Source organism: Alteromonas sp. LOR (assembly GCF_000753865.1).
In the GTDB taxonomy this organism is placed as follows: Bacteria; Pseudomonadota; Gammaproteobacteria; order Enterobacterales; family Alteromonadaceae; genus Alteromonas.
The window spans coordinates 24,153-50,235 of the sequence record NZ_JQFW01000014.1 but is presented as its reverse complement, the minus strand read 5'-3'; the positions used below and the strand labels follow the sequence as shown (position 1 = coordinate 50,235).

General features: G+C 43.9%; 22 protein-coding genes. 11 read left to right on the top strand and 11 right to left on the bottom strand.

The window, feature by feature from the left end; genetic code table 11:
* Positions 1-46 precede the first annotated feature (46 nt).
* The 5 genes from JV36_RS0105005 to JV36_RS0104985 are packed head-to-tail and all read left to right on the top strand — an operon-like array spanning position 47 to position 8,727.
* Positions 47-628 (top strand): hypothetical protein, encoded by a 582-nt coding sequence (locus JV36_RS0105005; protein WP_032095549.1) that lies wholly within the window; start codon positions 47-49, stop codon positions 626-628.
* A complete protein-coding gene (gene bcsA / locus JV36_RS0105000; RefSeq protein WP_052010115.1) occupies positions 609-2,828 on the top strand; it encodes a UDP-forming cellulose synthase catalytic subunit in 2,220 nt (739 codons plus the stop codon). Before JV36_RS0105005 ends, bcsA begins: the two co-directional genes overlap by 20 nt.
* Before the next feature lie 6 nt (positions 2,829-2,834).
* The gene (locus JV36_RS0104995; RefSeq protein WP_032095550.1) at positions 2,835-5,162 is read left to right on the top strand and encodes a cellulose synthase BcsB subunit; all 2,328 of its coding nucleotides are present in this window, start codon (positions 2,835-2,837) and stop codon (positions 5,160-5,162) included.
* A complete protein-coding gene (locus JV36_RS0104990; RefSeq protein WP_052010116.1) occupies positions 5,156-6,226 on the top strand; it encodes a glycosyl hydrolase family 8 in 1,071 nt (356 codons plus the stop codon). The genes JV36_RS0104995 and JV36_RS0104990 overlap by 7 nt, the downstream gene beginning before the upstream one ends.
* A 5-nt stretch (positions 6,227-6,231) precedes the next feature.
* Positions 6,232-8,727, top strand: coding sequence for a cellulose synthase subunit BcsC-related outer membrane protein (locus JV36_RS0104985; RefSeq protein ID WP_235207775.1), 2,496 nt, complete (start codon positions 6,232-6,234; stop codon positions 8,725-8,727).
* Positions 8,728-8,741: 14 nt separating this feature from the next.
* Here the strand turns inward: JV36_RS0104985 and JV36_RS0104980 are convergent, their stop codons facing one another.
* The 5 genes from JV36_RS0104980 to JV36_RS0104960 all read right to left on the bottom strand — a co-directional run bounded on the left by JV36_RS0104980 (position 8,742) and on the right by JV36_RS0104960 (position 14,078).
* Positions 8,742-10,124, bottom strand: a complete 1,383-nt coding sequence (locus JV36_RS0104980; protein ID WP_052010117.1) for a choice-of-anchor A family protein — start codon at positions 10,122-10,124, stop codon at positions 8,742-8,744.
* 156 nt (positions 10,125-10,280) lie between these two features.
* Positions 10,281-10,688, bottom strand: a complete 408-nt coding sequence (locus JV36_RS0104975) for an ExbD/TolR family protein (protein WP_032095551.1) — start codon at positions 10,686-10,688, stop codon at positions 10,281-10,283.
* 144 nt (positions 10,689-10,832) lie between these two features.
* A complete protein-coding gene (locus tag JV36_RS0104970) occupies positions 10,833-11,618 on the bottom strand; it encodes a CLCA_X family protein (RefSeq protein ID WP_032095552.1) in 786 nt (261 codons plus the stop codon).
* A gap of 33 nt (positions 11,619-11,651) precedes the next feature.
* On the bottom strand, positions 11,652-12,188 hold the full coding sequence (gene fldB / locus JV36_RS0104965; protein ID WP_032095553.1) for a flavodoxin FldB: 537 nt from the start codon (positions 12,186-12,188) through the stop codon (positions 11,652-11,654).
* 18 nt (positions 12,189-12,206) lie between these two features.
* Positions 12,207-14,078, bottom strand: coding sequence for an isoleucyl-tRNA synthetase (locus JV36_RS0104960; RefSeq protein ID WP_032095554.1), 1,872 nt, complete (start codon positions 14,076-14,078; stop codon positions 12,207-12,209).
* 334 nt (positions 14,079-14,412) lie between these two features.
* Between JV36_RS0104960 and JV36_RS0104955 the strand changes: the two genes are divergently transcribed.
* A complete protein-coding gene (locus JV36_RS0104955; protein ID WP_032095555.1) occupies positions 14,413-15,531 on the top strand; it encodes a hypothetical protein in 1,119 nt (372 codons plus the stop codon).
* A gap of 210 nt (positions 15,532-15,741) precedes the next feature.
* Here the strand turns inward: JV36_RS0104955 and msrA are convergent, their stop codons facing one another.
* Positions 15,742-16,287 carry a peptide-methionine (S)-S-oxide reductase MsrA gene (gene msrA, locus JV36_RS0104950; RefSeq protein WP_032095556.1) on the bottom strand — a complete coding sequence of 182 codons (546 nt, stop codon included), beginning with the start codon at positions 16,285-16,287 and terminating at the stop codon, positions 15,742-15,744.
* A 157-nt stretch (positions 16,288-16,444) separates the two neighbouring features.
* Here msrA and JV36_RS0104945 point away from each other — a divergent pair, with 157 nt between their 5' ends.
* The 3 genes from JV36_RS0104945 (at position 16,445) to JV36_RS0104935 (ending at position 19,192) form a co-directional block, all read left to right on the top strand.
* Positions 16,445-16,840 (top strand): thiol-disulfide oxidoreductase DCC family protein, encoded by a 396-nt coding sequence (locus JV36_RS0104945; protein ID WP_032095557.1) that lies wholly within the window; start codon positions 16,445-16,447, stop codon positions 16,838-16,840.
* A complete protein-coding gene (locus JV36_RS0104940) occupies positions 16,830-17,555 on the top strand; it encodes an SDR family NAD(P)-dependent oxidoreductase (RefSeq protein WP_032095558.1) in 726 nt (241 codons plus the stop codon). Before JV36_RS0104945 ends, JV36_RS0104940 begins: the two co-directional genes overlap by 11 nt.
* 215 nt (positions 17,556-17,770) lie before the next feature.
* Positions 17,771-19,192 carry a sodium-dependent transporter gene (locus JV36_RS0104935; protein ID WP_032095559.1) on the top strand — a complete coding sequence of 474 codons (1,422 nt, stop codon included), beginning with the start codon at positions 17,771-17,773 and terminating at the stop codon, positions 19,190-19,192.
* Between the two features lie 206 nt (positions 19,193-19,398).
* On the opposite strand, the gene JV36_RS0104930 is transcribed toward JV36_RS0104935, so the two are convergent.
* Positions 19,399-20,226: an NAD(P)H-binding protein gene (locus tag JV36_RS0104930; protein ID WP_032095560.1), complete on the bottom strand. Its 828-nt coding sequence runs from the start codon at positions 20,224-20,226 to the stop codon at positions 19,399-19,401.
* A gap of 307 nt (positions 20,227-20,533) precedes the next feature.
* Entirely contained in the window at positions 20,534-21,334 is an 801-nt protein-coding gene (locus JV36_RS0104925; RefSeq protein WP_032095561.1) for a DUF2884 family protein, read from the bottom strand.
* A gap of 399 nt (positions 21,335-21,733) precedes the next feature.
* Between JV36_RS0104925 and JV36_RS0104920 the strand changes: the two genes are divergently transcribed.
* Positions 21,734-21,925 (top strand): hypothetical protein, encoded by a 192-nt coding sequence (locus tag JV36_RS0104920; protein ID WP_032095562.1) that lies wholly within the window; start codon positions 21,734-21,736, stop codon positions 21,923-21,925.
* 75 nt (positions 21,926-22,000) lie between these two features.
* Here JV36_RS0104920 and JV36_RS0104915 read toward each other — a convergent pair whose 3' ends face one another.
* From JV36_RS0104915 to JV36_RS0104905, 3 genes are read right to left on the bottom strand one after another with little or no spacing between them, the layout of a single operon-like run.
* Entirely contained in the window at positions 22,001-23,281 is a 1,281-nt protein-coding gene (locus tag JV36_RS0104915; RefSeq protein ID WP_032095563.1) for a mechanosensitive ion channel family protein, read from the bottom strand.
* Positions 23,282-23,284: 3 nt separating this feature from the next.
* Positions 23,285-24,178, bottom strand: coding sequence for an acyltransferase (locus JV36_RS0104910; RefSeq protein WP_032095564.1), 894 nt, complete (start codon positions 24,176-24,178; stop codon positions 23,285-23,287).
* A complete protein-coding gene (locus tag JV36_RS0104905; RefSeq protein ID WP_032095565.1) occupies positions 24,175-25,089 on the bottom strand; it encodes an acyltransferase in 915 nt (304 codons plus the stop codon). Before JV36_RS0104905 ends, JV36_RS0104910 begins: the two co-directional genes overlap by 4 nt.
* Before the next feature lie 113 nt (positions 25,090-25,202).
* Here JV36_RS0104905 and fghA point away from each other — a divergent pair, with 113 nt between their 5' ends.
* The gene (gene fghA / locus JV36_RS0104900) at positions 25,203-26,045 is read left to right on the top strand and encodes an S-formylglutathione hydrolase (protein ID WP_032095566.1); all 843 of its coding nucleotides are present in this window, start codon (positions 25,203-25,205) and stop codon (positions 26,043-26,045) included.
* Positions 26,046-26,083 lie beyond the last annotated feature (38 nt).

Here is a 26,083-nt window from a genome sequence, read left to right as displayed (position 1 = left end):
ATAGTGGGTAGAAGTAAACTCACTCGAGGTTTTGGGGAGATGCGTTATGAACAAAGAACATAAGTTTCGCAGTGAACATCAAAGGAATGATTTTAGCGACGAATTAGAGCGTAAGTTTGCAGACTGCGTGCCTGTAAATATATATGAACTAGCAAAGGGTCAACATCGCTCACAAAGCGATGGTGCGATGCCAGACACACCTTCTGGCGTGATCGGTATTCAATCACAACTAGAGACCGAAAAGCTTTGGCAGAATAGGCTGTTCCTGCTATTAAACGCGGAGCGCACACTCAATAGCATTACTCGCTACCGTAAACTAACGGCTATTTTGGTTACCGCAAGTATGGCTATGTTACTGTTTTCATTATTCGTTGCGCCATCATTACCTCCTTCTGTTTTTTATGGCATTATACTAATATGTTTATGCGGAGTTGCGACGTACCCTGCGTGGTGTGTTGCAACGAAAAGTGCACAAGAGCAACGTGATAGCATTTCTAGAATGTTCTATAAGAGCAATCACGAAGTTGAACTGTCAAATGGTGAAGTTACGCTAATTAACAGGGCAAACTATGCGAGTGTCACAAAAATACACATAGCGGATCGCAATATTGGACAGCTCGCCACATGAGAACGTATCGAACCCCGTACAGTACATAGGCGCTCTATTATTAGCCTCTGTGCTGCTTGGCGCCATTTTGTTAGCGCCAATGGATGCTATTGGACAACTCTTCGCGTCACTGCTAGTGCTAATTTCAATTTCCTGGTGTAGCAAAGAAGCCCAACATACACAGCCCCATCAACACTTTTTCCGAATTTTAGCCCTTGTATTGGGCACTGCCTTAACCACTCGTTATTTGCTGTGGCGAGGACTGTATACGCTCACCTATACCGACATTTTTTCGCTTGTAGCAGTTTGGCTATTATTCATTGCTGAAATTTATGCAGGCATCACCTCTGTTTTAGGTGCTATTGTCAATGCGTTTCCTCTTAGTAGGCCGCTGCTCACTTTAAAAGATATAGACACAGAGCGCTTGCCTTCTGTGGACGTTATGATCCCCACCTATAATGAAGATATTGATATTCTTGAGGTGACTATTCGCGCCGCTAAAATCCTCGACTATCCCAAGGACAAGCTATTTATCCACCTGCTTGACGATGGCGGTACCGATCAAAAAATTAATGCAAGTAATGAAACTGCTGCAGCAGCGGCAAAGAAACGACGAAGCAACCTTCAGGCGCTTTGTAAAAAACACGATATTGACTATCACACTCGCGCAAAGAACGAATTTGCGAAAGCGGGCAATGTAAATAGTGCTATAGGGAATACTAGCAGTGACCTTATTGTCATTTTAGATGCCGACCATGTGCCCACATCAGATTTTCTCGATAGAACCGTGCCTTGGATGCTGAAAAACGAAAACGTCTTTTTGGTGCAAACTCCACATTTTATGGCGAACCCTGACCCTGTTGAGCGAAACTATTTTTCAGCCTTCACGAGAATGCCCTCTGAAAACGACATGTTTTATGGGACTATTCAAAAAGGCCTCGATTACTGGGGCAGTTCGTTCTTTTGTGGCTCAGCGGCCCTGATGAGGCGAGCGCATCTCGAGTTGGTAGGGGGCATATCCGGTGAGTCAATTACTGAAGACGCAGAAACCGCGTTAGATTTGCATAAATTAGGCTATGAATCGGTTTATGTAGACAGACCAATGGTGAGCGGTTTGGCACCCGAAACGTTTGATGCGTTCATTCAGCAGCGAATGCGCTGGGCACAAGGAATGACGCAGATTCTTTTGCTAAAAAAGCCCTTTAAAGCCGAGGGGCTCAAGTGGTATCAGCGTGTAGGGTATATGAGCTCTATCTTGTTTTGGTTATTTCCTTTTGCGCGCATTATTTTTCTGCTCATGCCTTTGGCTTATCTTGTGTTTGGGCTTCAGGTATACCATGCCTCTATGCTTGAAATACTGGCCTATACCATTCCTCATGTTGTTGCGACGTATATGATTTCCACTATGCTGTTTGGACGAACGCGATGGCCCTTGGTTTCTGAAATATACGAAATTCTACAGTGTGCTTTCACACTCAAAGCGCTAATTAAAGTTTTCGTCAAGCCGCGAGAGCCTTCCTTTGTGGTTACGCCAAAAGGGGAAAGTTTAGACAAAACTTTTGTGTCGCCGCTCGCCAATGTCTTTTATTGGCTTATTCTCATATTGTTATTTGCTTTTTTCACTGGAGTGTATAAATTTATCTCCGAGCCTCTCAGCAGAGAGCTCACCGTGGTTGTTATGCTGTGGAATGGATTCAACCTGTTATTGTTGATGTCGGTGTTGAGCGTCTTGTTAGAAAGAAAACAAGTGCGATCGCAATCTAGGTTGCCCGCTACCAACAACGTTGTATTACGAACCCAAAAAGGACAGGCGTGGGTTGGCGACCTTGTGGATCTCTCCATAGGCGGAGCAAGAATGAAGTTAAAAGGTGAAGGGGCGTTATTTTCTGACCAAGCCAAACTGACAACGTGGTGCGAGGCATTAAATAAGAACGTTCACTTGCCTGTCACGGTTTTGAACTACGATAGTAAATTATCATTGCTTCGCGTGCAGTTTTCCCCTTCAACAGAAAAGGAGCACAGTGAAGTTGTTGCTTTTGCATTAGCAGATAGCCGCAGATGGATGTCATTTCAGCGAAGGAGAACGCGAGCGATTACGTACTGGTATGGTGCTAAGCACGTACTTAGTGTTGGGTTAAAACCTGCTCTTTTGCATTTCCTACATGCTCTAGATATTGCAGGCAAAAAAATAAGTCACAAAATAAGTTCTGCCAAGGAATAAACAAAAATGATAAAAATCTATCCTACGTTGTTGTTGAGCTTACTATTGGCATTTACCGTTAATGCTGAAACAAATACCTATCGTCTCACCGATTTTTTTGCCGGCGAAAGCATTATTCGGCTAGAGGGTAAGGCAGATTCAATCGACTTTGCTATTCCTCTGGCTTCAATTACCGACGTTGATAACGCTGTGCTTACGTTAGATGTAATCAGCTCTAAGGCACTCATAGAGAAGCGTTCTCAGCTTGTTGTACGTTTTAATAACGCCACCATCGGTCAAATACGGTTCGACCCCGACCGGCCATCACTTATTTCTGAAGTTCCCATACCGGCTAAGTTATGGCGAGATGGCTTCAATACGCTTACATTCAATGTTAGTCAGCATTATGCAAATCAGTGTGTAGATGGCAGTGCACCTGAACTATGGAGCGAGGTGAATATGTATAATTCAACCTTGCAAATAACCTCAAGTAATAATGTTGATAATTTCACATTCGATAAGTTAGATGGCTTCTTCAATCCAGGAATTGGTGGCTTGCGAGACGTGTCGTTGATTACAGCAACAGATGTGGAAGACGACATTACCAAGCGTACTCTTTCATTAGTGGGTCAGGCACTAGCGCTTCGCAATCAATATCAACCCCTTGAGCTAAAGCATGAGACCTTTGATGAGGGATATGTATTACCTGAATTAGACACTGCTAATGAGGGACAGCGCTGGACAGAAGAAAGTATTCAGCGTTATGAGCGCTCAGCATGGTATACACGGGGGAGTTCTCAAAATAACCGTTCTGGCAACGCGTTAGCTAAGAGTCAAACGCAACAGTTACATGTAATAGTAGGTACTGCCTCCTCGCTCTCACCTGTGCTATCCGATACCACGGTTAACAGTATTAAAGGTCCTTATTTAAAAACAGAAGTAACGCCTTCATTTTCTATCGGCAACCGCGTGATTATCCCTTCCACGTTTCGTCTTATCGTCAGTGGCAATACCACTGACGATGTACACAAAGCTGCGCAAACCTTGGCAGTTATGGACGATGAGATAAATGTAACTTCTCAAATTACCGTACTGTCTCACTCTGGTATGGAAGCAAGCCGATTACAAAAACAGCTAATTGCAGCCCCTGATACCGCTTATGAGTTTCAAGATTTAGGTATTTCGGCGGCAAGATTTAGAGATGAAGGAGACTTTTCAAAACGTGCCTCCTTCTTACTACCCGCTGATTTTTATGTACCGGAAAATGCCAGCGTTAGTTTACTCCTTAATTTCGGGTACGGAGCGGGTAATGGACCTGGCTCTATTATGAATGTGAAAGTAAACGATGAATTGGTACATGGTCTTGCGCTTGATAACCCGAACGGACAAGTGTTCAAAAACTACAAGTTATCGGTCCCTGCAAGATACTTAAAAGGCGGAGCAAACAATATCGACTTTGATGTGACGCTTCGTGCGCCTCTCGCGGGAGTAGCTTGTGATGAAGTCGCGGGGAGTCATTTAATATTTCAGTTAGAGAGCACCTCTGCTATCGACCTTCCTGATGCGGGACATGTAGCGGTGCAGCCGAATTTAGCGTTGTTCGGCGAAACGGCTTACCCCTTAGCTCGATTTGAGTCAGCCCCTGCATCATCTATCATTATTCCGTCTTCAGACTTTATGGATAGTGCACTAACGATAAGTGCAAAATTAGCGCAGGTGGCTAACGCTCCGCTCCTTAATCTGACTATCAATAATATGGCGCTTGAAAGCATGCCATCGAACGCGATTGCAGGCTCGGCAATTATATTGGGCACGCCAGATTCACTGTCACAAGTGCAACAGTCTGAGTTTACAACGGCAATAGAGGCGACAAAGCGCTGGTCTTATCAACTTCAAAATAACCTACATAACCGGGTGAGGAATCTGACTCAAGACAGATCATTCAAAGCCATGAAAGTGGAAGGTAACACAATACAAGAAAGCGACTTAGGGCCGCAGGCTATTTTTACCGCACACGCCAACCCAGAAAGTAACGACACATTGTTTATCCTTGCCGCACAAACCTCTGAGTTGCTCAACGACAGAGTGAGTGATTTAGTGAGCTTATCGATGTGGGGGCAGTTAGCCGGTGATTTCTTTGCTTGGAGCGACAGCCGCGCACCGTCCCTTGTTATGCAGGTGAATGAAACCTACGAGATTGGCGAATCTGACGATGCGTGGCTTCAACTCAGACTATGGCTTTCCAACAACCCTTGGTACTGGTTAGTTGGTTTTGTGGTTCTGGTTTTCTCAATCAGCTTGCTTATTTACTTACTGCTTAAACGTCGGAATAAAAAAGTACAAGACTCATGGTAATGAGAGTTAAAGCCGCCGCTGTTTTTTGCTTAGCATTGCTGTTGGTGTCTTGTACGGACTCTGATAATAAGCAATTTGAACAGCGTTTTAGCGCTTACAAAGCGCTCTTTGTTATCGACGGTAGAATAGTGGACACCGGCAATGATGAGGTCTCTCACTCTGAGGGGCAAGGCTACGGTATGTTGTTCGCTGCTCATGCTAATGACCGAGCAGCTTTTGATAGCATGTGGCAATGGACTCAAACCGTATTGCAGCGTTCTGACGGTTTGTTTAGCTGGCGCTATACACCTTGTACTACGAAGGACACCGCTTGTGTTGACGACCCCAATAACGCTTCAGATGGCGATATATTAATTGCTTGGGCACTGCTTAGGGCAGCAAAACGTTGGAATACATCGAGTTATGAAGACGAAGCGCGCAGAATTATTCAGGCCATAGAAGAAAAGCTGATAGTAACACGGGATGGCTACACTTTATTACTACCCGGTGAATCAGGCTTTTATGACGGCGATGGCGTTAGTCTCAGTAGTAACGAAGGCGGCGTTCAGTTCAATCTTTCATACTGGGTGTTCCCAGCCCTGTCGGCCTTTTCGGACTACTCTGAAAACCCCAGTATTTGGCAGGAATTATTCGCCAGCGGCATATCGGTAGTGCAGAAAGCCCGGTTCTCATCTCATCAACTGCCCTCTGATTGGACGCGTTTATACAAGGGTAGTTTTTCAATAGACAATGTTATTGCCAGTGAATTTGGGTTCAATGCGGTGCGAATTCCACTGCATTTAGCATGGTCTGACACTTTTTTAGCCGGTGCTGAACGCAATGATGTGTTAAGCCCATTCGCAAAATGGTGGTCACAAGATTATGTGCCAGCAACCCTTTCGCTAGATGACGAGAAACCAGCGGAATATGCTATGACCCTTGGCATGCATGCCGTTGAGCAAGCGGTTAATAACATCGTTAATGACACAACGCCTAAGTGGCCTGATATTAACAGAGACGTTGACTATTATTCAGCAAGTCTGGTGTTACTTTCAATGCTGGCCGTCTCGGATATCTCGGGGTGAGAAGCGTGACTATAAATAACCGGTTATCCCTTTTTTCACTTTTGCTAGTAGCCATATTAGCCGCGTTGGCCTCTCACATGGCTCACGGTCAATCTAAAACTACTTATGAAGAACGCGAGCTAGGGTTTGATGCTTTTGACGAAAGTCAGCCCGATGTCACCGGGCTATGGTTTCATATCGAAGAGGGGCAGAAGTCTCTCGCAAACGACGAGTATGGGCGCTTGCGCTATCAATATCCTAGCTGGCAGCCATCGAAGCCACTGCAAAACGCGCTAGACCGACTGAATAATCTGTCACGAGCAAATCAAGGCGCTAGTCAGCAGGGTGCTAGTCAACAGGAGAGTGATCGCCAGACAGCTTCAAGCCAAAAGGAGCTTGTATCAAATGAGCCTAGTTCTGTAAGCGACGCACCTAAATCGCCACTAGCGATATTCGCAGAAAAAACACCCCAAGCTCGCAGACAAATATCAAATACAGAGTTTAATAAGCTATTAGCCCTAGCAGAGAAAGAAAACCAGCCAAACTTCTATTTACTGATGGGGTGGGCGGCTATTGATCGTGGGCAACTTAACGTAGCGCGCACGCAGTTTGATAGCACACTGGTGCTTAGCCTAAATGAAGTACAGCGTCGCTCCGCTCAACAAGGCTTAGAATCCATCACTACTTTTATAGTGAACAGTGCTATACAGCAAAGAGACATAGAGCAGCTTGCGAGTTTGCTTGCCAACGGCAAAGGCAACAAAGACGGTGGTGCCAACACAAGTTTGATCACGTCGCTTATAGAAGGAAGTGCGTGGCGAAAATACAATGAAGATGCGTACAACGAGGCCTATGAACTCTTTGTGTTATCGCAAAACGCCGATGGTCAGTACCTATCGCTAAACGCACAGCAAAAGCATGCAAGGGCCAGACAGTTGGCGTGCAGCATTGATACAGAACGCTTTTTACGTCGATGTGCAGATGGCCTAGCGCAGCAGCAACTCTATTTTTATGAAGATGAGGATTACAAAAACAGCATTGAAACTGCCCAGCAACTAGGCGATATAAGAGCCTTAACCCTCGATGAGCTAACCTTACTGGGTTGGGCTGCAGCAAAATATGGCGATGGGGAAACGGCGACGTTAGCGTTTGAAAAAGTGCTGAAGCAAAATCCAGATGATGATGTTATTGCCGGCGAGTTAGTCAGGCTAAATAGTGATAACAGGCTAAAGTTAAATCAGCTTGCATCAGCATTTCCGCTCGTAAATACCCGCCGACAGGCGCAGGTGAATAGTAGCGCATGGCCTAGAAAACAATTTCTACTTTCCTATATAAACGCCGATACGCGTTCAACAACGGCGCAGACTAAAGATGCGTTCAGTGTGGTTTCTGGCATCACAACTCGCTCTCGCTCAGGTCAACCTGGGCTAGGAAATTTCGACGTTTTAACCAGTTATATTGGTATTGGGGATATTTACAAAGGTTGGCAATGGCGGGTCTTTTTGGATTATAAGCAGTTCTATAGTGGCGCGGCACAGTCTGGAGCGTGGCTGGGCGATGATTTGCTGGGAGATGGAGTGCGTAGCGCGGTATCAAACAATATCACCGGGTTTGAAGATAAAGGCCTAAGGGCCGATATTGCCTATCAAGACGTGGGCTTCAACTTTTATGCAAATGTGGAATACGGCATGTTTGATCAGCCCGTAAACGCTGATATTACCGGTCAAATTTCTGCAACGTGGTTTTTACCTAAGCTGACTCTTGCCACTACCTTGTTCCGTTACCCTAAAGAGGACAGCATGCTTAGCCAAACAGGCTCGTTCAATGCAAGAAACGAGGGCGCGTGGGGCTATGTATTGGAAGACGGCATACGAGGGCTAGCAGCTTATGAAATGGCACCGCGTTGGTCTGTGGCCGGCACATTACAAGTAAGTACCATGAATGGTGAGACAGTAGACAGTAATACTGCCTTTTCTGTGCGGGGTGATGTTAGTTACGATATAGCTACAGACATCTCAGATAAGCTAGATTATTGGCGCGTTGGTCCCTTCGCAAGTTACTCTGGATATAAGCATAATCGAAGTGGTTTTACCTATGGTAATGGAGGCTACTTTAGCCCCAATTACTTTATCTCCCTAGGATTGTATTCAGAGTTACTCACACTAGAAGCACTTAATTGGCAGCTAAAGCTCAGTAATGCAATAGCCCTTTCACGACTAGAGCAAACGGCTGACTCTCGTTTTCCGCTCATCACTTCCCCTGATATCGAAAGCGATGCCGCCCCGTCAGAGGCCTTGCCTTATTCTGAAACCACAGGACTAAGCGGAAATTTCCTCGCTGAGGCGCAATATCGTATCGGTGGAGACTGGATTGTAGCAGGCTATATGAGTAAGGCATTTGCCGTGGAATACCAAGCCTTTGAGGCTGGCATTCAACTTAGATGGCGAGGAGGAGATGGAAGTGGCGTAACCAGTGACGAGCTTCTGTTGTCGTCACCTCGGTTACGTGGGTTTGCGCTTTAATGATAATAGTTTACTTACGCTAAACTAACGCGCTGCCTTCTGCGAGATAATAAAAGAAATCCAGCACCAAAAAGTATTGCTACCGATGCCGGCTCATTTACATCAATAGCACCGAATTTATAATTATTCACTTGGCCTGTAGGTAATGTGTAGACTTCGCCTTTGTCGTTAGTTCTAGTTTCATTTGGCGAACTCAAGCTTTTTGCAATAAGGTTCCCGTCAATATGTCCTTCATAAAAATTAACGTCTGCAAAGGGAGCTAGCACACTGCCTTTTATGCCTACAGAATAAAAGTCAATGTCTAATGCATCTACAAAATTAAACAGTATGTTGTTTGTGTAACGACCATCGTGGCGTCTTCCTACATCATTATTGTTGTCTTTGTACTGCCCTTGCTCCTTGAAATACTCGTTTTCTTCTGTGAATGCTGCATTGAAAAAGCCAGTATTAAATAGTTCAACGCTGTCGCCAAAGACATTAATGATGTTGTAGCTTGTAGTAGAAAAGTCATAGGTGATCTGTTTGTCTTTGGCACTAAACCAATCAGCACTGACGGAGTAAAAATTGATATCGTCAGTACCTGAAAATTTTATTTCATTGATCGTTTGTGCTGGATTGGTACAGTCTTTGTCGCCGCATGTGAGAGTCGTTTTTCCGTTAATCGTCCTTTCTGCAAAATCTGCAGACTGCGCAGTCACTTCATTTATCATATTATCGAAGTCGATATTTTTGAATTCAGTCGTTTGAGTGCTAACATTTTGCTGAATATCACCTGAAACATCGGAATCTGTTGCAGTAATAGTCCCTCCGGCGCTGACAGAACCGTTCACTCTACTTTTTGTTAAAGACACATCAGATTGCGCAACTAGACTACCATCGTCTACGCTTGACCCGTACTCTTCGCTATTCGGTTTATTACCGGTTAACACAATTTGATTTGACCGAATATCACCTTGCGCAATGTTTGAATCATTTAGCGTAGTCTTTCCATTACTACTAATACCGCCGCTTTGAACAGTTGATTGGGTAAGAGTAACATCTTGTTCTGCGTTAACAGCCTTATCAAACATCACATTGTTTGCAACTATTGAATTCGAAACTGTTGTATCACCCCCGTGTACATTACCTCTAGTGAAGTCTAAATTTCCACCTACTGCGAGAGATGAAGACGATAGGTCAGGAGAGAGAAGAAGGCCGACGTTAAAGTCGTTTACAGTCATGTCTCCAGCAACCGCTAGGCGGCCTTCAACATCTGAATATCTACCTTCGAAGTTTTCAAAGATAAAGGCATTGTAATCAAATGCACTACTTAGTTCGATTTTACCAGCCTGAGCAACTGATACTGAAAACAAAAAACCAACTGCTGTCGCAGTAGCGTAAAAAAATGTACTCTTCATTAGATACTCCAAAGACTTCCTAGTCATGATATCACTTTTGTGATTTAAAAAATAACACTTGTATACATTTTGCACTCCCAACTAAGTTATACATTCGTATAGAAACCAATACGAAAAAAGCCGCCCGAGGGCGGCTTTTTTTAGCAAAAAGAGATGTTATCCCTTTTTAACTAATACAGATACTTTTGAAATACCTGCAATTTTTACTTGGTTCATTACTTCTACCACAACGCCGTGTTCAGCTTCTTCGTCGGCTTGGATAGCAGCAGTGTCCGTATTATTTTCAGCAAGATAAGTTTGCGTGTTTGCAACAACGCGACGAACGTCAACTTCACGTCCACCCATCATAATAGTGCCGTCTTCTTCAATACGAATTGAAAGCGCTTTTGATGGCTTATCGTTTTTAGCTTGATTGTCTTCTGGACGATTAACGTCTAACCCTTTTTCTTTTACGAACGAGGTCGTTACGATGAAGAAAATCAACATGATGAACACGATGTCCAACATGGGGGTCATATCAATCTGAGCCTCGTCTTCGGCCGAGGTATGCTTTTTTCTTTTCATCTCGTCTTCTTTCTTCTGTTACGTTCGAGCTCAATAGTATACTGCTTGTTACAAAAATATACAGGCTTTTGTACAAAACAGTGTGCTCGTAACCACTTGTTGCTGGAAAAATGCTCAATTTCGCGGTAATAAAACGACTAATTTCTAACGTTTGTGCGAAATGGCGACGCCTAATTGGTAAAAATACAACATCAATGCCTGATTGAGTGTTACACGCAAATTACCATGAGGGTAAATGCCAAGTCTAGCTTCTGTGGATTTTTTTGTACCTTGAACTAAAAATGCGTTTTTAATCTCGTGATCCTGAATACACGATTCGAAGGCGCGAGCTGCCATTTCTTGGGGCATGGCGTAATAAAATGTTTTAAGCGCTCTATCGGCCTCAACAGATTTTACAAAGTAGTCATTGGGTCTTTTGTTGTGATCTAAAAACATGAGGTCAAAGCAGTCGCTTAACTTTTGATTAAGCGGGTGGGTATTCATGGTGGCGTTATCTAACCACGCTTGCGTGGCGAAAGTGCCGTGGGATAGTCCCTCGAACATACGTGGTGCAATGTAATGATCAAATGCATGAAACCACTCGTGAGCCAAAGAGCCGGCTCCCGCATTTTTCGCCAGCGCTAACTGCCGCTTTCCACTGTGATAGTGCGCACTTGTGTTTTTTTGCCCACCGCTTCCAAAAGCCAGTGACAGCGAGCCGTTTAGCGAAAGCACCTGTTCGTTTATATTCAATATTGTGGTGAGGTCGTAAAGCGCATCGAAGAATAAATTGGCTGCTATTTGTTGTTCTTGCGGTGTAACCCATCTGCCTACCGTAATGGTGGCAAAATTAAACAACTTTCTAATGTCTTGAAAAGACACGTCGGCGCCGTCCCTGTGGCTAGGGCCGTTTCGATAAAACGATTGATGAATGCGCCCTTTAGTTTCCACGCTCACTTATACCTATCTGCGCCCGTAGTAACGTTAAGCTAAAGAAATGAGGAGTTGTTCGCACCATGCTTCAATTCTAGCATCGGTATCATCATATTGATTTTCGTCGTCTAGCGACAAGCCTACGAAGTGGCTTTTATCTTCGGTAAGTGCTTTAGAGGCGGTAAAGTCGTAACCTTCGTTAGGCCAATAGCCTACTATGTTGCAGTTTGAGGGGAGTATGGCATCGTGAAGCATACCAAGGGCATCTTGAAACCACTCGCCATAGCCCAGCTGATCGCCAAGTCCAAATAGCGCTATGGTTTTACCCGACAGGTCAAGTTGGTGTACGTCTTCCCAATGAGACTCCCAGTCTTCCTGTAGTTCACCGAAATCCCAGGTAGAAATGCCAAAAATGATAATGTCGTAGTCTGAGGTGCGCGACAAATTCACATCTTTAATATTGTGAAGATGAACTACGTTGTCATCGAACAAACTATTAAGCTGGGCTTGAATTTTTTCCGCTGCCATTTCGGTATAACAGGTCGTCGAGCCGAAAAATAAACCTATAGACAGGGCGCCATCACTCATTAGATACCTCTTTTTTTGCTAGTCGTTATTTACAGGGGAGAATACTACCTCTTTCCCGTTACTCAACAAAGCTTTGCAGTGAACATCCTTACCTTTGTGTGAAATATTTAATACACCAATAGCACAGCCATTAAATAGTTCTTTCTCGCCATTATTTGGCGGTCTCGCTTTTACCGACATATTGCGACGTTTGGTAAATACGTTCAGGGGCGACTTGGCACCGTAAAGAAGGCGGTTAAGTCTATCGAACCAAGTGATCAAGGTTTCTGGAAACGCATTTTTTAAGCCGCTACAGGTAAACTGGGTAATATGAGGGCTGTTGCGTCTAAATCGCAGCCGCACATCGTAAACAAACGAATAGTGTACGTCGCCAGATAGAATAATAAATTCTGGTGGCGTTTTGTAATGCCTGAAAATATTGAGCATCACGTTGGCCGTGCCTCTGTGTGCCATCCAGTTTTCAGCATCGACAGTTAATGCCTTGCCAAAAAAAGTGAACAGCTTTTGTATCGCTTCAATAATCTTCACCCCATAAATAGGAGCAGCAGACACAACGATAACGGCTTCTTTGCCAATGATAGAGTGTTGAAACTCGCAAAGGGCTTCCCAGTCCATAAGGCCTGACGGCTTATTGAGACTAGATTCAGAGCGCCATCGCTGCGTGCGAGTATCTAATACCTCAATAGGGGGCGACGTATCAAGTCGATAATGCCATTCGCTGAAATCGAGCAGCTTATCAATAAATGTGTCGTGTTCATTTAAGTCGCTACTACTAAACACTTTTTGCGCATCGCCAATAAGGGAAGCCACTTTCTTAGGCGCATTACCCCAGCCCTGACAGAGCAAGTACCCAATAAGCGCGTTACCAATCATGCGCTTAGACAGCGGGTTAGCGTAAACTTCTTGCTCCCAACCGCGGGTTAAATTCCAATCGTCAGTGACATCATGATCATCAAATATCATATAAGTGGGTACATGAGCGAGTGCCCGTCTTACCGAGGGAAGCTGCTTTACAAAGCCGTCGATGGCTTTTTGTTCTTTCTCAAAAGTGTCTCGGTACTGCTGAGGTATATGGCTATTATCGATGTCAATCAATGGCCAGAGAGCGTCAGACCAAACCAAAAAATACATCGCGAGAATTTCAGCACTGCCAATAAGGTGGTTTTGTGCATTTACTGATGTGAACACAGGTTTCTTTTTCGCACCGAAAAAGAGAGATGACAACACGGTATTGGTCGCGATTTGTGGCAGCAACTGCTCGCGTTCATAAAACCCATGAGAGTGCTGCGCTAGCTTTGCCGTATTGCTAACAACGGCGCCTTCCAACCCTTCGTGGTATAGCCCCAGTAAGTCGCAGCAATGATGGATGGCCTTTAACATCGGTCCGGCCACGTCATCGGCATAAATCTGATCGCCCGTCATCAGTAATACATCTGGAAGTGATGAGCTGCCTGCTAGGCCTTTTTCAATGAGGGTATCTACTTGCGCGAGAGCATCGTCACCGTCAAAATGTGGTTTGCGGCAAGAGCCGTGTAAAATAGTTTCTGGCGTCTCGGTATAATGAAAACTTAAGCTATCTTCTGCGCTATACAGTAAACGCTGTTGCTCGATATGCCACTTTTCACTTGTGGCTTTATCGGTAAAATCCAATTGATAATACACTCGTTCGTTATCGCTAAACTTGTGTGAGACAGTTGCTGATAATAAATGGATGTAGGCGTATTGGCCCACCTGTACGCTTTCTGCGTGATACTCAACCTCAACCTCAACCTCAACATTATTACCGCGTTGCGTAAGATGAATGGAAGGGGCACTAGGCAACGACGTCACCAACCAGATATGACAAGTATCCTCGGTAACCTTGCGAACGATTGGACCAGCAATAACCAATGGAAGGTCGGTTTGACGTTCTGTTCGATTGTCTCGCTCAGATTCTGAATGGGAATCTAATTGAGAGCCTGATTGAGAGCCTAGTGTTGAAATAGTTCGTTCCCCATAGTGATGACATCACGTGTGCATTTTTTTCGTATTTTACTCTTTTTTGTGTATAAACGGTATGCTCTATATACTCGCTTACAATTTATTCATGCTTAGCTAGTGCTTATCTTATGTTTAGGCCAGTGCATGATTCGTACTCTGAAAACGTGCGCCATCTAATCTATTTTTTTGCATGGCTCACTATGGCTTTGTACTGTAAACCACTGCCAAAAAAGGAACTATCTTGATGCTAAAAAATGCGCTGCTTATCTGCGTTACTGCACTAATTATAACTGCATGCAGTGAGACAAAAGAGGTCATTATTACCCCTGAAAAAGAAGATTTGACCGTGATTACGGTGGGAAACTGGATAACGCAACAAAATGGCAAGGTGATGTTTGACCCACAAACATCTGGGTTGGTGGCGATTAACGATAAGCTTTTAACAATAGCAGACGCCAGCGCCGACAAAAGCCAGCAATTAAAATTGCACAGCATCGACCCCGCCACATCAACGCTGCTGTCTTCAAGCAGTACCTTTTCTTTTTCAACCAAAGTAAGAAGAAGCTGCTTTTACAATTACCTAAGTGCCGAACCTGATTTAGAAGCACTCGCAGTAGACCCCAGAGACGCCAACGTTATTTACACCGTTACTGAAGATGCCACACGAACCGGTGCACTTAGCCCCCGCTGTGAGTCAAAATATAGCACTACAGGTTCAACAGATTATCCAACATTGCTAGTGCGTTTGGCGCGCAAAGCCAACGGCGATTTTGCAATGACCCATGTTCGTCCACTGCAATTTCCAGCGTCATTTAACGTAGGCAACTTCCCAAATGACGGTATTGAAGGCATCGCGATGGACGCAGATGGAACCATGTACCTGGGGTTAGAAAAAGATATCGCAGATCAGCCTCGTATTTTTAGCGTAAATGTTGATGAAAACTTTTTTTCAACGACAGACTTTGCCGTAGTTAAAGAACCCGCATTTTTATTACCTAAGTTTCCGTCGGGCAATCACCCTATTAACGGATTGACGCTACACAAGGTTAATGACCGCGCTTTTCTGATTGCTGCGGCGAGAAACGATGACGAGTTATGGATAATAGATGTGGCAGGTGAGCAACCTACACTACGAGTACCCGTTACTTTTATGGTGAAAGGTACTGAAGCCTGCAAAGATTACGTGATGGATAATGCGTCGATGGAAGGGCTAGTGACCATAGAAAATATACTGTGGATTATAAACGACCCATGGGAAAAGAATTACTTAAAAAATGCCTCGTGCAAAGCTGATGAAGAAAAGTACAAAGACTTAGCGCCGCTGTTATTCTCGGTGCCACTGAACGACGCTTGGTTTCAATAGTCGACGTTCGATTAAAAGCGGTAGATTAAATCAATTGATTGTCTATGGTTGATGAATAGCGCGTAATAATAGTGGATGCAGCAAAAGCGAAGGGTATCTAATTTCGCCAATCTTATAGATTTTGTGTAGGAACTAAAAAGGGGCAATGATTGCCCCTTTTTGTCTATTAAGCGTTTACGTTATTAGACGCTTAAATTGTTAGTCACTTATTTAAACGTCTTTGCGAAGTCGCGATGCGAATGTCTTTTTAAACTTCGCCAGTTTGGGCGCCAGTACCATCGAGCAATACTGATTTTGCGGATTATTTTTGAAATAATCCTGATGGTAGTCTTCGGCCGGGTGATAATTGTTCACTTCAACCACCTCGGTAACGACGGGGTTGGGCCAAATTTCCTCAGCGGTAATCTCAGCAATTATTTTTTCCGCCTCTTCTTTTTGCCCTTCGTTGTGATAGAAAATCGCGCTTCTATACTGCGTGCCTACATCATTACCTTGACGATTAAGCTGCGTTGGATCGTGCAGCGCAAAAAAGATTTCCAATATCTCGCGATAGCCAATGGTGTCTGCATCAAAGGTAACTTGTACCACTTCAGCATGTCCGGTACTGCCACCACATACCGATTGGTAAGAAGGTGACGGTTCTTCGCCGCCGGCGTACCCCGATATCGCTTTTTCAACACCCTCAACGGTATTATACGCTGACTCTATGCACCAAAAGCATCCGCCTGCCAATGTGGCGACCTGTAAATTTGCCATGATTAAACCTCTCAATTTCAATGACTGTAGTGTGGGTTCCACCTGCGTCTAACTCAAGTCATCCAAGCATGTTTTTTTAGCGTATAAACGAATAACAAATACAAAAATACATACTGCGTGCGCTTTAGTACGTTTCCAATTAACTTGAGGTTTTGTAGTGATTATTTTTTATGATGGCTATTGTCCGCTGTGCATGACTGAAATGAAGCACTTGAGAAAGCGAGACAAGCACAATCGATTAACACTCGTTGACATACAAGAGCCAGATTTTAGTGAGCGTTACCCCACATTAGACTGGCATGCATTGAATGCAAGAATTCATGCACTTCGAGAGGATGGAACCTTGATAACTGGCTTAGATGTTACCCATGAAGCGTGGAAAGCAGTAGGCGTTGGTTGGCTTTATGCGCCTTTGCGTTGGCCTGGCATTCGTATTATTGCCGACGGTTTTTACAACATTTTTGCTAAACACAGATACACAATTTCTTATTTATTAACAGGCAAAAAGCGCAGCTGCGAGCGCTGTATACCAGGAGAGCCCAATGACAAGTAAAACACTAATAATTGGTGCCTCAGGCGGCATCGGTAATGCGTTAGTTAGTCGATTTGCAGATAATGGCGATGAGGTTATTGCGGTAAGTCGAAGCGGATACGTCGACAGCAGTTGGCCTGATAACGTCTCCGCAAAAACCATAGCAGAGCATGACGAAGCTAGCATTTCTGCTTTTGTAGAGGAACTGAAAAGCCAAGGCATCAAACTGAATAATGTGGTTGTGACGACAGGCGTATTAAAAGACGACGACTTAGGAGTAAACCCTGAGAAGCGTTTAGAAGATATGAGCGAAAGCGCACTGGCTTCCTATTTTGCCGTGAATTCAATTATTCCTGCTTTGTGGCTAAAGCATCTAGTGAACATAATGGATAAAAGTCATGCCACTGTCGTTTGCCTAAGCGCTCGTGTTGGCAGCATATCCGATAATGGATTTGGTGGCTGGTATGGATATCGCGCTTCTAAGGCTGCACTTAATATGCTGGTTAAAACCGCGTCCATTGAATACAAGCGCCGAGTGAAAAATGCCATGTTGGTGTGTTACCACCCAGGTACAGTAGACACCGAGTTGTCAAAACCATTTCAGAAAAACGTGGCAGAGAAGAAACTGTTCACGCCAGCCTTTACAGCCGATCAGCTATTTACCCACGTATCTAAGCTAGATCGCGACCAATCCTGCCATTTTATAGACTGGGACGGTGAAGTGGTAACTTGGTAATACGCTTTGTTACTATTTCGTTGAGTCCAACATCAAGACTTTTTATTACACTGCTGTTACCATACTTTCTTGGGTATGGTGCAGCGTATTGATTGGCCTATAGAGTCTACAATACTCTTAAATGGTCAGAACTACTGGGCGTTGACGCCGTTGCGAGTCATTTCAAAACATACCATCCTAATAAACATAACAATAACTCAACAAGAGGAAGGGATATGAGCGGGGCCAGAGAACAGTTCGGATCGCGCATAGGTTTTATTTTGGCAGCTGCAGGCTCTGCAGTTGGTATTGGTAATTTGGTTGGCTTTCCAGTAGGGGCAGCAAAAAATGGCGGGGGCGCATTTCTATTAATGTATGCCATATTCGTTTTTGCCATTTGCTTACCTGTGATGATGGCTGAAATGTCAGTGGGTCGTCATGCTAAAAAAGATCCATTGGGCGCCTACAGCGCAATTAGCAATAACAGTACAAAGTGGAAGCTTGCAGGGTGGCTAGCCATTGCTACCCCATTTATGATTGCCGTGTTTTATATGGTGATCACCGTATGGATTTTCGGTTATTTATATGAAGCCGTTAGCGGTAACCTAGACCAGTTGGCTAATCCCGACACGTTTGGGATATTCATCAATTCGCCGTCTATTTTTGCGTATATGGCAGTTGTTGTTGGCGTGGTCTACTTAATACTGCAAGGCGGTGTTAAAGAAGGGATTGAAAAAGCAGCGAAGCTGCTGATGCCAGCGTTGTTCGTTATGCTTATTGGCTTGGTGATTTTTGTACTCACTCAAGACAATGCGATGGCGGGCGTTAAGTTTTACATTGTGCCTGATTTTTCTAAATTGAATGCATCGGTGATAAACGGCGCGTTAGCACAAGCCTTTTTCTCACTATCACTAGGTATGGGTATTCTCATTACCTATGGTAGCTACATCGACAAAAAGTCAGACGTTCCTAATTCGGCAAAACTTGTTGCTTTAATGGATACCGCCGTTGCGTTTACCGCAGGCTTGATGATCCTACCTGCAATATTCTCTTTTAACCCAGAGATAGACCCAGCAGACTTAAGTGAATCGTCGGTAGGCATGATATTTACTTATTTACCGAGTATATTCTTGGCATTACAAGAGTCTATCGGTTATTTAGGCGCATCTGTAGTGGCCAGTTTATTCTTCTTGTTAGTGTTCTTTGCTGCGATTACCTCATTGGTCTCTATCTTTGAAGTACCCGTTGCTGCATTAATGGATGAGAAAGGGGTAAGTCGTAAGTGGGCTCTTACATCGCTAGGCAGCATCATGATTGTATTGGCCATATTGAGCGCGCTGTCGTTCGGAAAAATCGACGTGCTGACAACGTTCGTAAGTTACGCCGGTGCCGATAAATCGTTTTTTGATGTGATTATTGACGTCTTCTACGAAACCATATTGCCGCTTAACGGACTGCTGATTTGCTTATTCGTTACCTATCGTTGGAAGACTGCAAATTTCAATGCTTCGCTAGAAGAAGGCAGCGATAACTATAGAGGAAGTTGGTTTGAGAAATACGTCGACATTTCACTGAAAACCTTCATTCCGGTTATTTTGCTCGTTATTTTTGTTAACACGGTAGCGGTGAAGTACTTTAATTTTAGTCTGTTCGGTTAAACGCCACAGGTTACCCATACCTTTACGCCCTCAAAAGTGTCAACGCTTTAGCGGGTAAGCCGATTAAAAGATAAAATTAACATCAAAAAAAGGGGGTAGCAGTTGCTACCCCCTTTTTAATTTTTCGGTCCCGCCCTGAAATACGTTAACAGTTTTTAGGACGACACAGTCGTATAAAGCGCCAGTGCTTCATCAATACATATTCATCAATACATATCATCTGGGTTTGCATAGGCTGGTGTAATATCAAGCGCCTGCCAGCTTGCACTAGCGTCTATTACCTTGCCCATTGCCTCAGATTCAGTATCAGAAAATAGTGGCAAAGGCAGGTTTAATGCTGATGCAGCGCGAGAATAATATTCACCGCGTTTAGGGTGAAGTGCGCTACACAAGTGCAGTGTGCAATTGTGTGGGGGCGTTTCAATAACCGCGAGCAACCCCTTAACAACGTCAGCGATATGCACTAGGTTAATTCGCTTATTACCCGCGGGTAACTCACGGCCGCTCAATGAGCGCGCAGGGTGACGGTCTGGGCCAACTAAGCCTGCCAAGCGAAGCACGGTGTAATTCACCTTAGATGACAACGAGGCAAGATGTTCTTCTATGGCTACGTGTGCTTTTGCCGATGCAGTTTCAGGAGCGGGGGCACTGGTTTCTGTGAGGGTTTGGTTAGTACTGTCACCGTAAACCGATGTGGTGCTTACAAAAATAATATGCGCCACGTTTGCCGCAACCGCATCGTTAATAAGGGCAATAACCTGCTGAGTGAAGCCGTCTAGCTGAGTGCTACGCCTACCCGGTGGAATGTTAATAATGAAGGTTGCATCCTTCATGTGTTGGCATAGTTGTGAAGTGTCATCGCCAAGTGCAAACTTAATACCTGTAATATTGTGCTTAGACATTTGCACCAACTTTTCGTCACTTCTGGTAGTGCCCACCACGTGTGCGTCTATAGGGCTATCGCTACTTAATAACGCATTGCCTAAATAACCTGCCATCCAGCCGTAACCGGTAATCACTATTTTTTTCTGCATTTGTTACGTGTCCTTCATGCCTATAATTAAGATGTTTGTATTTTAGCACTGGCGTCCAAGTTAAAGTGCTACGGCCCTAGCCTATGTAATACTGTATCTAGGCTATTAGTATATCAGGCAAAGAACGACTTACTCCATGCGTGTAGTATTTAAACCTTTTGGCGTAAAAGCAAAAAGCCGAACATATGTATTATATGTTCGGCTTGGTCGGTAAGCGCTATGGTTATTTCACCAGCTTTCCGTGTCAGGATAGATGTTAACTATGTTTGACTAGTGCAGTTAAACTAGGAAAAAGGTGTGGCTAAGCCTACATTTTCATCTTGCTGTGACTGTCTAAATCGATAAGGTTTAGCTCATCAAGCCCGGCAATAGAGGCTTGCATCTTAGACTCTGCATAATCTGCTTTTTTAAGAACGTCGCAAAGAGCTTCGCCTTTTTCTTCCAAAGAAGCGGCTTTTGCTTCTAAACGATACTCCAAATCTTCGCCAAAGCGTTCCATTTTCTGTTCAAACTCAGACATATCGCCTCCTTCCCACAGCATTTGTGTACCAAGGGCAATAAGAATACGGCCCATTGATTCACTGACTAGAGACTCTATCTGCGCTTCAAACTCGGCTTCCCAGCTTTCGTCAAACCAGCCAGGCTCATCAAACTGTGTTGAGTCGATACGTATATTGCCAGCATCATCATAAAACGAACGAGCAAGCTTTTGATCTAGAGAATCGAAGAGTGCTTGAAAGTCACTGTCTAGGCCGCTGTCACTGCCAAGTAGTTCACCAAATACTTCTGTTACGGCTACACTGGCAACCTCTAAACCTTCACTGGCAATAGTTAATGTCATGGGAATAGCAGTGTCGATACTATTGTAATAGTCGTTAACGTAAACTTGCTGCTCTTTATTAAGCGCTACCGACTCGCCGTTTATCGACAGGTCCCGATTTGGATTGATGGTGAGTGTTGACCCATTTTCCATATCTACAGTGAGATTGCCTTGATAGTACTTAATCTGACCATCTAGCTCGATATCGCAACTATTATCATGGGCCATAGCTTGGCCACTCACTAGTGCTGTGGCAACAGTAACTGAAAGTAAAAACGTGTTCGACATTGTAAATTCCCTAATCGTGACGTAACGAAAATTAAACTGTGTATGGGTGAGCAAACGCTATTTTGAGATAAATCGTAAATACGATAGTGAATCTAACTACCACCTACGCTTTTATATCTCTCGCGTTGTCTCTTCTTAAATCTATTTATCTTTGTTAATAGTTATAGACGTAGCAATGCCGATGCCATTTATTTAAAGTTAATACTTTCAATGGTTTATAAGTTTAAGTTTTTTAGGGTTTAACGAGCTCCCTAATTTTTTGGCCAAAACAATAATAAAATAGCTATTTTGACTAAGATCAATCTTGTGGGCAAAGTACAAAATTAAACCTCACTGTAATATGTTCAATAGGGTTTAATTCATGCATAATACGGCCAATTAAATTAAGGGGTTAACACAATGGCTGATTGGACTAATGCAATTATGTTCGGTGTTGCGCTAATTGCCTTTACGCTTGGGCTTAGCAGCATCATTATGGGCTTTATTACAGCGAAAGCGGGTGCTGAAGGTATGCAAGAAAAAGTAGAGTATGGCTTTTTCGGTGTTACTGGTTTGGTCATCTTCTTTTTGATGAGTTATGCACTGGCTTAACAACACAAACAAATAAAAAAACCGGCAAATGCCGGTTTTTTTATTTTTCAATGTTGCCTCTAGCTGGATTTTTTATCAAGGGCTAGGCGACTCGGAGCTTCTATTCACCAGTGCGCCTAAGTGGCTATCTCGTTGGTAAGCTCGCAAGTCGAAAGGCTCAAGCATGGCCATAACGTGGTCAAAAATGTCAGCCTGTACTTTTTCGTAATCCACCCATTCTTGTCTTGCGCTGAAGCAATAAATCTCCAGTGGCAATCCGAGCTCCGTAGGCGGCAACTGTCTTACCATTAGCGTGAGTTCTTGATGAATGTGAGGGTGCTTTCTCAAGTAAGCCTCTAAATACGCGCGAAACGTTCCAATGTTAGTCAAACGTCGACTGTTCAGTAAGTCTGACTCATCAATTGAGTAGTCTCTGTGGTAAGCCTGCAGTTCGTTTTTCTTTTTCTCAATATAATCATTGATATAGCGAATTTTGGAAAAACGCTCTAACATTTCATTGTCGCAAAGCTTTATTGAATGCACATCTAAGTGGATGGCGCGTTTAATTCTGCGTCCGCCAGACTCTTGCATCCCACGCCAGTTTTTTACGGCTTCTGTTGTTAAGCTATAGGTAGGTAAGGTAGAGATGGTTTTATCCCAGTTTTGTACCTTGACGTTGGTAAGTCCTATTTCCTTGATTTCGCCGTCAACCTCATACTTTTGCATAGAAATCCAGTCGCCCGTATTGAACATGCGATTTGCTGCAATTTGAATTCCGGCGACAAAACCTAAAATGGTATCTCTGAATATTAAAAGAAGTACGGCGGCAATTGCAGTTAGGCCAGACACTATGAGCAGAGGGCTTCTGTCAACAATCAGCGATATACAAAGGAGTATAGTAACGATAGCGAACCCAAGCTTTGTTACCTGAATAAAGCCTGTGATAGGCGCGCGCCTAGCCAGTGCAGAGGAGTTGTATACATACTCCACGGTACTCAAAAGGGCATAAAGCGCGAGAAGTCCACTGTACAGCATGTATAGCTGCGAACTTTTCACCATTAGGCCGAAGAGAACAGCCTCTTCGTCAATAAGTAGCGGCGTGGTTACGTAAATAAATAACGCTGGAAACAAGTGCATCAAACGCCTGAAAAAGCCGTACTCCTGCAGCGCGTTATCCCAAACATTGTTCGATCTATACACTAAGCGCGCTATTTGCGGCCTGATTAACAAGCGAGCAAAAACATAGATAATCACAGCGGATAGTAGAATGCAGCCACCTGCAAGTACGTTATAAAGTGGTTCACCCGTTGTGAGGTTCGGAAATACATCGTGTACTAGATGTACAAACGTATCGCGAACAGAGGTAGTTACTTCCATCAATCAAGACTCCAAAAGGTTTTTGATGCGTGAATCTTTATTTTTCCACAGGTCGTTCAACCAATCTTGGAAATAAAGACGGAATTCTGATTCATTGCGCGTTGAGTGCTGCTGCAATTCTGGAACCGACACTACGTTGACGTCAATGACAATTTTCGTCATAGTGCCGCAGAGCATGGCCATCATCGGATGCTTTTTATTGTGTGGGTATAGCAATGAAATATCTAAAACGTTAGTAAATAATTCACCCATGGCGGCTAAAGTAAAAGAAACGCCTCCCGCTTTTGCCGGCAATAAATGTGTATAGGGGCTTTTCTTTAACGCGTGCTTCTGCGGGGTAAACCGAGTGCCTTCAACAAAGTTAATTACCGTAGTGGGTACGGTTCTAAATTTTTCACAGTACGCTTTCGTTGTTTCTAAATCTTTACCTTTCTTGTGCGGGTTCTTCTCAATGTACGCGCGAGTATATCGGCGCATAAAAGGCATATCTAACGCCCATGCCCCTAAACCCACAAAGGGTAGCCATATTAGTTCTTTTTTCAAAAAGAACTTGGGTGCTGGAATACGCTTGGTGGCAAATTCAATAAGCAAAATTATATCGAGGTAGCTTAGATGATTAGCAATGATTAAATACCACCTGTCTTTAGCAAGTTCGCCATGCACCGCATATTCAATGTCGATGTTGTTAAAAAGGCGAATAAGTAAAACGCTAAGACGACCAAAACTAAACATAAGGCCATGCATCACACTATTCCATAGCGTTTTAACCTTGCCATTAGGGAGTAGTAGTTTTACTAGCCCTAATGTGATGATAAGACCACCCCAAAAGGCTAAATTGAGTAATTGCAGGGTGATATGAACTACAAAGGTAATGGGAGCGAGAATGTTACGGATCATAAAGGCTTCTGCGTTGCGTTTAATTCTTCTAATAGGTTGTCTTTTGCTTGCCAGCGTTCATTAAGCCACGCTTGAAAACGGACACGAACCTGAGGGTCATCGAAGTAAGTGTCTTGGAATATGCCACTGTCCATAATTTCTTGAATAGGCATCACGCTTATATTCACACGAATATCGCGCACTCTACCGCTCACGAAATCCCAAAATGTGGGCACGCCACCAGGGTAGTCGATAGTGACATCAATGAGTTTGTGCAGTTGCTCTCCCATTGCCGAAAGCACAAATGCAATACCGCCAGCCTTTGGTTTTAATAAATGCGCAAAGGGCGACGCCTGTCTGTCGTGTTTTGATTGCGTGAAACGAGTACCTTCTACGAAATTCATAATACTCACAGGCTTAGAGCGAAATTTTTCGCACGCTTTGCGAGTAGTTTCCATGTCCTTACCTTTTAAGTGAGGGTGCTTAGCCAAAAATGACTTTGAATATCTGCGCATAAATGGAAAATCGAGGGCCCACCATGCCAAGCCTAAAATAGGCACATAAATAAGTTCTTTTTTGAGGAAAAACTTTAAAAATGGAATTTTGCGGTTGAAAACCCGTTGAAGAACAAGAATATCTACCCACGACTGGTGATTCGCAGTCACTAAATACCAGTCGTTACGAGTCAGTTGTTCTAAACCTTTTACGTGAAAGGTAGTGCCGCTGCTTATACGCTGGTTAATGTTATTGACGCCAATCCACGCTGTTGCACAGGTATCGAGAAGATACGAGATAAAGCGTCGCCACTGCGACACTGGGATAAGTTTAAATACCGATAATACGATAATAGGGGTAGCCCAAATTACCGTGTTAACAAAATAGAAAATAACAGAAATCGTGCCGACAATATGATGCAATAGTGCTTTAACCATTGTACTTACCTCAAAATTTAGGCGCTTAGTGTAAACGAACTTGATCTAAAATCCGATAGAGCCTTTACTGATTCGTCAATAAAGGTACAAAAATCATGAATAAAGGAGCGGTAATGAAGCTTATCAGCGAAAACAGAGCATTTGGAGGCACCCACCTTCGTTATAGTCATCCGTCAAAGTCTACGAATTGCGAAATGACGTTCGCCATATTTTTACCGCCATTCGCCAGTAAAGAAAAACCAGTACCAGTGCTGTATTGGCTATCGGGGCTAACGTGTACTGATCAGAATTTTATGCAAAAAGCTGGCGCTATGAAGTTGGCGAGTGAACTTGGTATGGCGATTGTCGCACCAGATACTTCTCCCCGTGGAGAAGGCGTTCCCGACGATGAAAATGGTTCCTATGATTTTGGACTAGGAGCTGGCTTTTATCTCGACGCTACACAAGCCCCGTGGGATAAACACTACAACATGTATTCTTACATTACCGATGAGCTTCCAGCGTTGGTTGAGAGCAATTTTCCGGTAACGAAGGAGCGTGCACTTAGCGGTCATTCAATGGGCGGACATGGTGCCCTCGTTATCGGTATGCGAAACCCCAATCGGTTTGTTTCAGTGTCAGCATTTAGTCCTGTGGCAAATCCTACTGAGTGCGAATGGGGTAAAAAAGCGTTTAGCCATTACCTTGGTGAGGATACCGAGCAGTGGAAAGCATACGACTCAGCCTTGTTGCTAGCAAGTAAGACCCACAGTATTCCATTGCTAGTAGAGCAAGGGACAAGCGATGAGTTCATGCAGGAGCAGCTTAAACCCCAAGCCTTAGTGCACGGTGCTCAGCAATCTGACACACAGCTTACGCTCAATATGCATGAAGGGTACGACCACAGTTATTTCTTTATTGCGTCTTTCATTGAAGATCACCTTGAGTTTCACGCGGGTCACTTAGGTTTAATCTAAAGCTACTTAAAAGGCGTCGGCTTTTCTCCGGCGTCTTC

What these genes read in the sequence shown, in the direction of transcription:
- JV36_RS0105005 (WP_032095549.1), top strand. Translation starts at nt 47, where the DNA reads ATGAACAAAGAACATAAGTTTCGCAGTGAACATCAAAGGAATGATTTT.
- JV36_RS0104995 (WP_032095550.1), top strand. Translation starts at nt 2,835, where the DNA reads ATGATAAAAATCTATCCTACGTTGTTGTTGAGCTTACTATTGGCATTT.
- JV36_RS0104990 (WP_052010116.1), top strand. Translation starts at nt 5,156, where the DNA reads ATGGTAATGAGAGTTAAAGCCGCCGCTGTTTTTTGCTTAGCATTGCTG.
- JV36_RS0104980 (WP_052010117.1), bottom strand. Translation starts at nt 10,124, where the DNA reads ATGAAGAGTACATTTTTTTACGCTACTGCGACAGCAGTTGGTTTTTTG.
- JV36_RS0104975 (WP_032095551.1), bottom strand. Translation starts at nt 10,688, where the DNA reads ATGAAAAGAAAAAAGCATACCTCGGCCGAAGACGAGGCTCAGATTGAT.
- fldB (WP_032095553.1), bottom strand. Translation starts at nt 12,188, where the DNA reads ATGAGTGATGGCGCCCTGTCTATAGGTTTATTTTTCGGCTCGACGACC.
- JV36_RS0104955 (WP_032095555.1), top strand. Translation starts at nt 14,413, where the DNA reads ATGCTAAAAAATGCGCTGCTTATCTGCGTTACTGCACTAATTATAACT.
- msrA (WP_032095556.1), bottom strand. Translation starts at nt 16,287, where the DNA reads ATGGCAAATTTACAGGTCGCCACATTGGCAGGCGGATGCTTTTGGTGC.
- JV36_RS0104940 (WP_032095558.1), top strand. Translation starts at nt 16,830, where the DNA reads ATGACAAGTAAAACACTAATAATTGGTGCCTCAGGCGGCATCGGTAAT.
- JV36_RS0104935 (WP_032095559.1), top strand. Translation starts at nt 17,771, where the DNA reads ATGAGCGGGGCCAGAGAACAGTTCGGATCGCGCATAGGTTTTATTTTG.
- JV36_RS0104930 (WP_032095560.1), bottom strand. Translation starts at nt 20,226, where the DNA reads ATGCAGAAAAAAATAGTGATTACCGGTTACGGCTGGATGGCAGGTTAT.
- JV36_RS0104925 (WP_032095561.1), bottom strand. Translation starts at nt 21,334, where the DNA reads ATGTCGAACACGTTTTTACTTTCAGTTACTGTTGCCACAGCACTAGTG.
- JV36_RS0104920 (WP_032095562.1), top strand. Translation starts at nt 21,734, where the DNA reads ATGGCTGATTGGACTAATGCAATTATGTTCGGTGTTGCGCTAATTGCC.
- JV36_RS0104915 (WP_032095563.1), bottom strand. Translation starts at nt 23,281, where the DNA reads ATGGAAGTAACTACCTCTGTTCGCGATACGTTTGTACATCTAGTACAC.
- JV36_RS0104910 (WP_032095564.1), bottom strand. Translation starts at nt 24,178, where the DNA reads ATGATCCGTAACATTCTCGCTCCCATTACCTTTGTAGTTCATATCACC.
- JV36_RS0104905 (WP_032095565.1), bottom strand. Translation starts at nt 25,089, where the DNA reads ATGGTTAAAGCACTATTGCATCATATTGTCGGCACGATTTCTGTTATT.
- fghA (WP_032095566.1), top strand. Translation starts at nt 25,203, where the DNA reads ATGAAGCTTATCAGCGAAAACAGAGCATTTGGAGGCACCCACCTTCGT.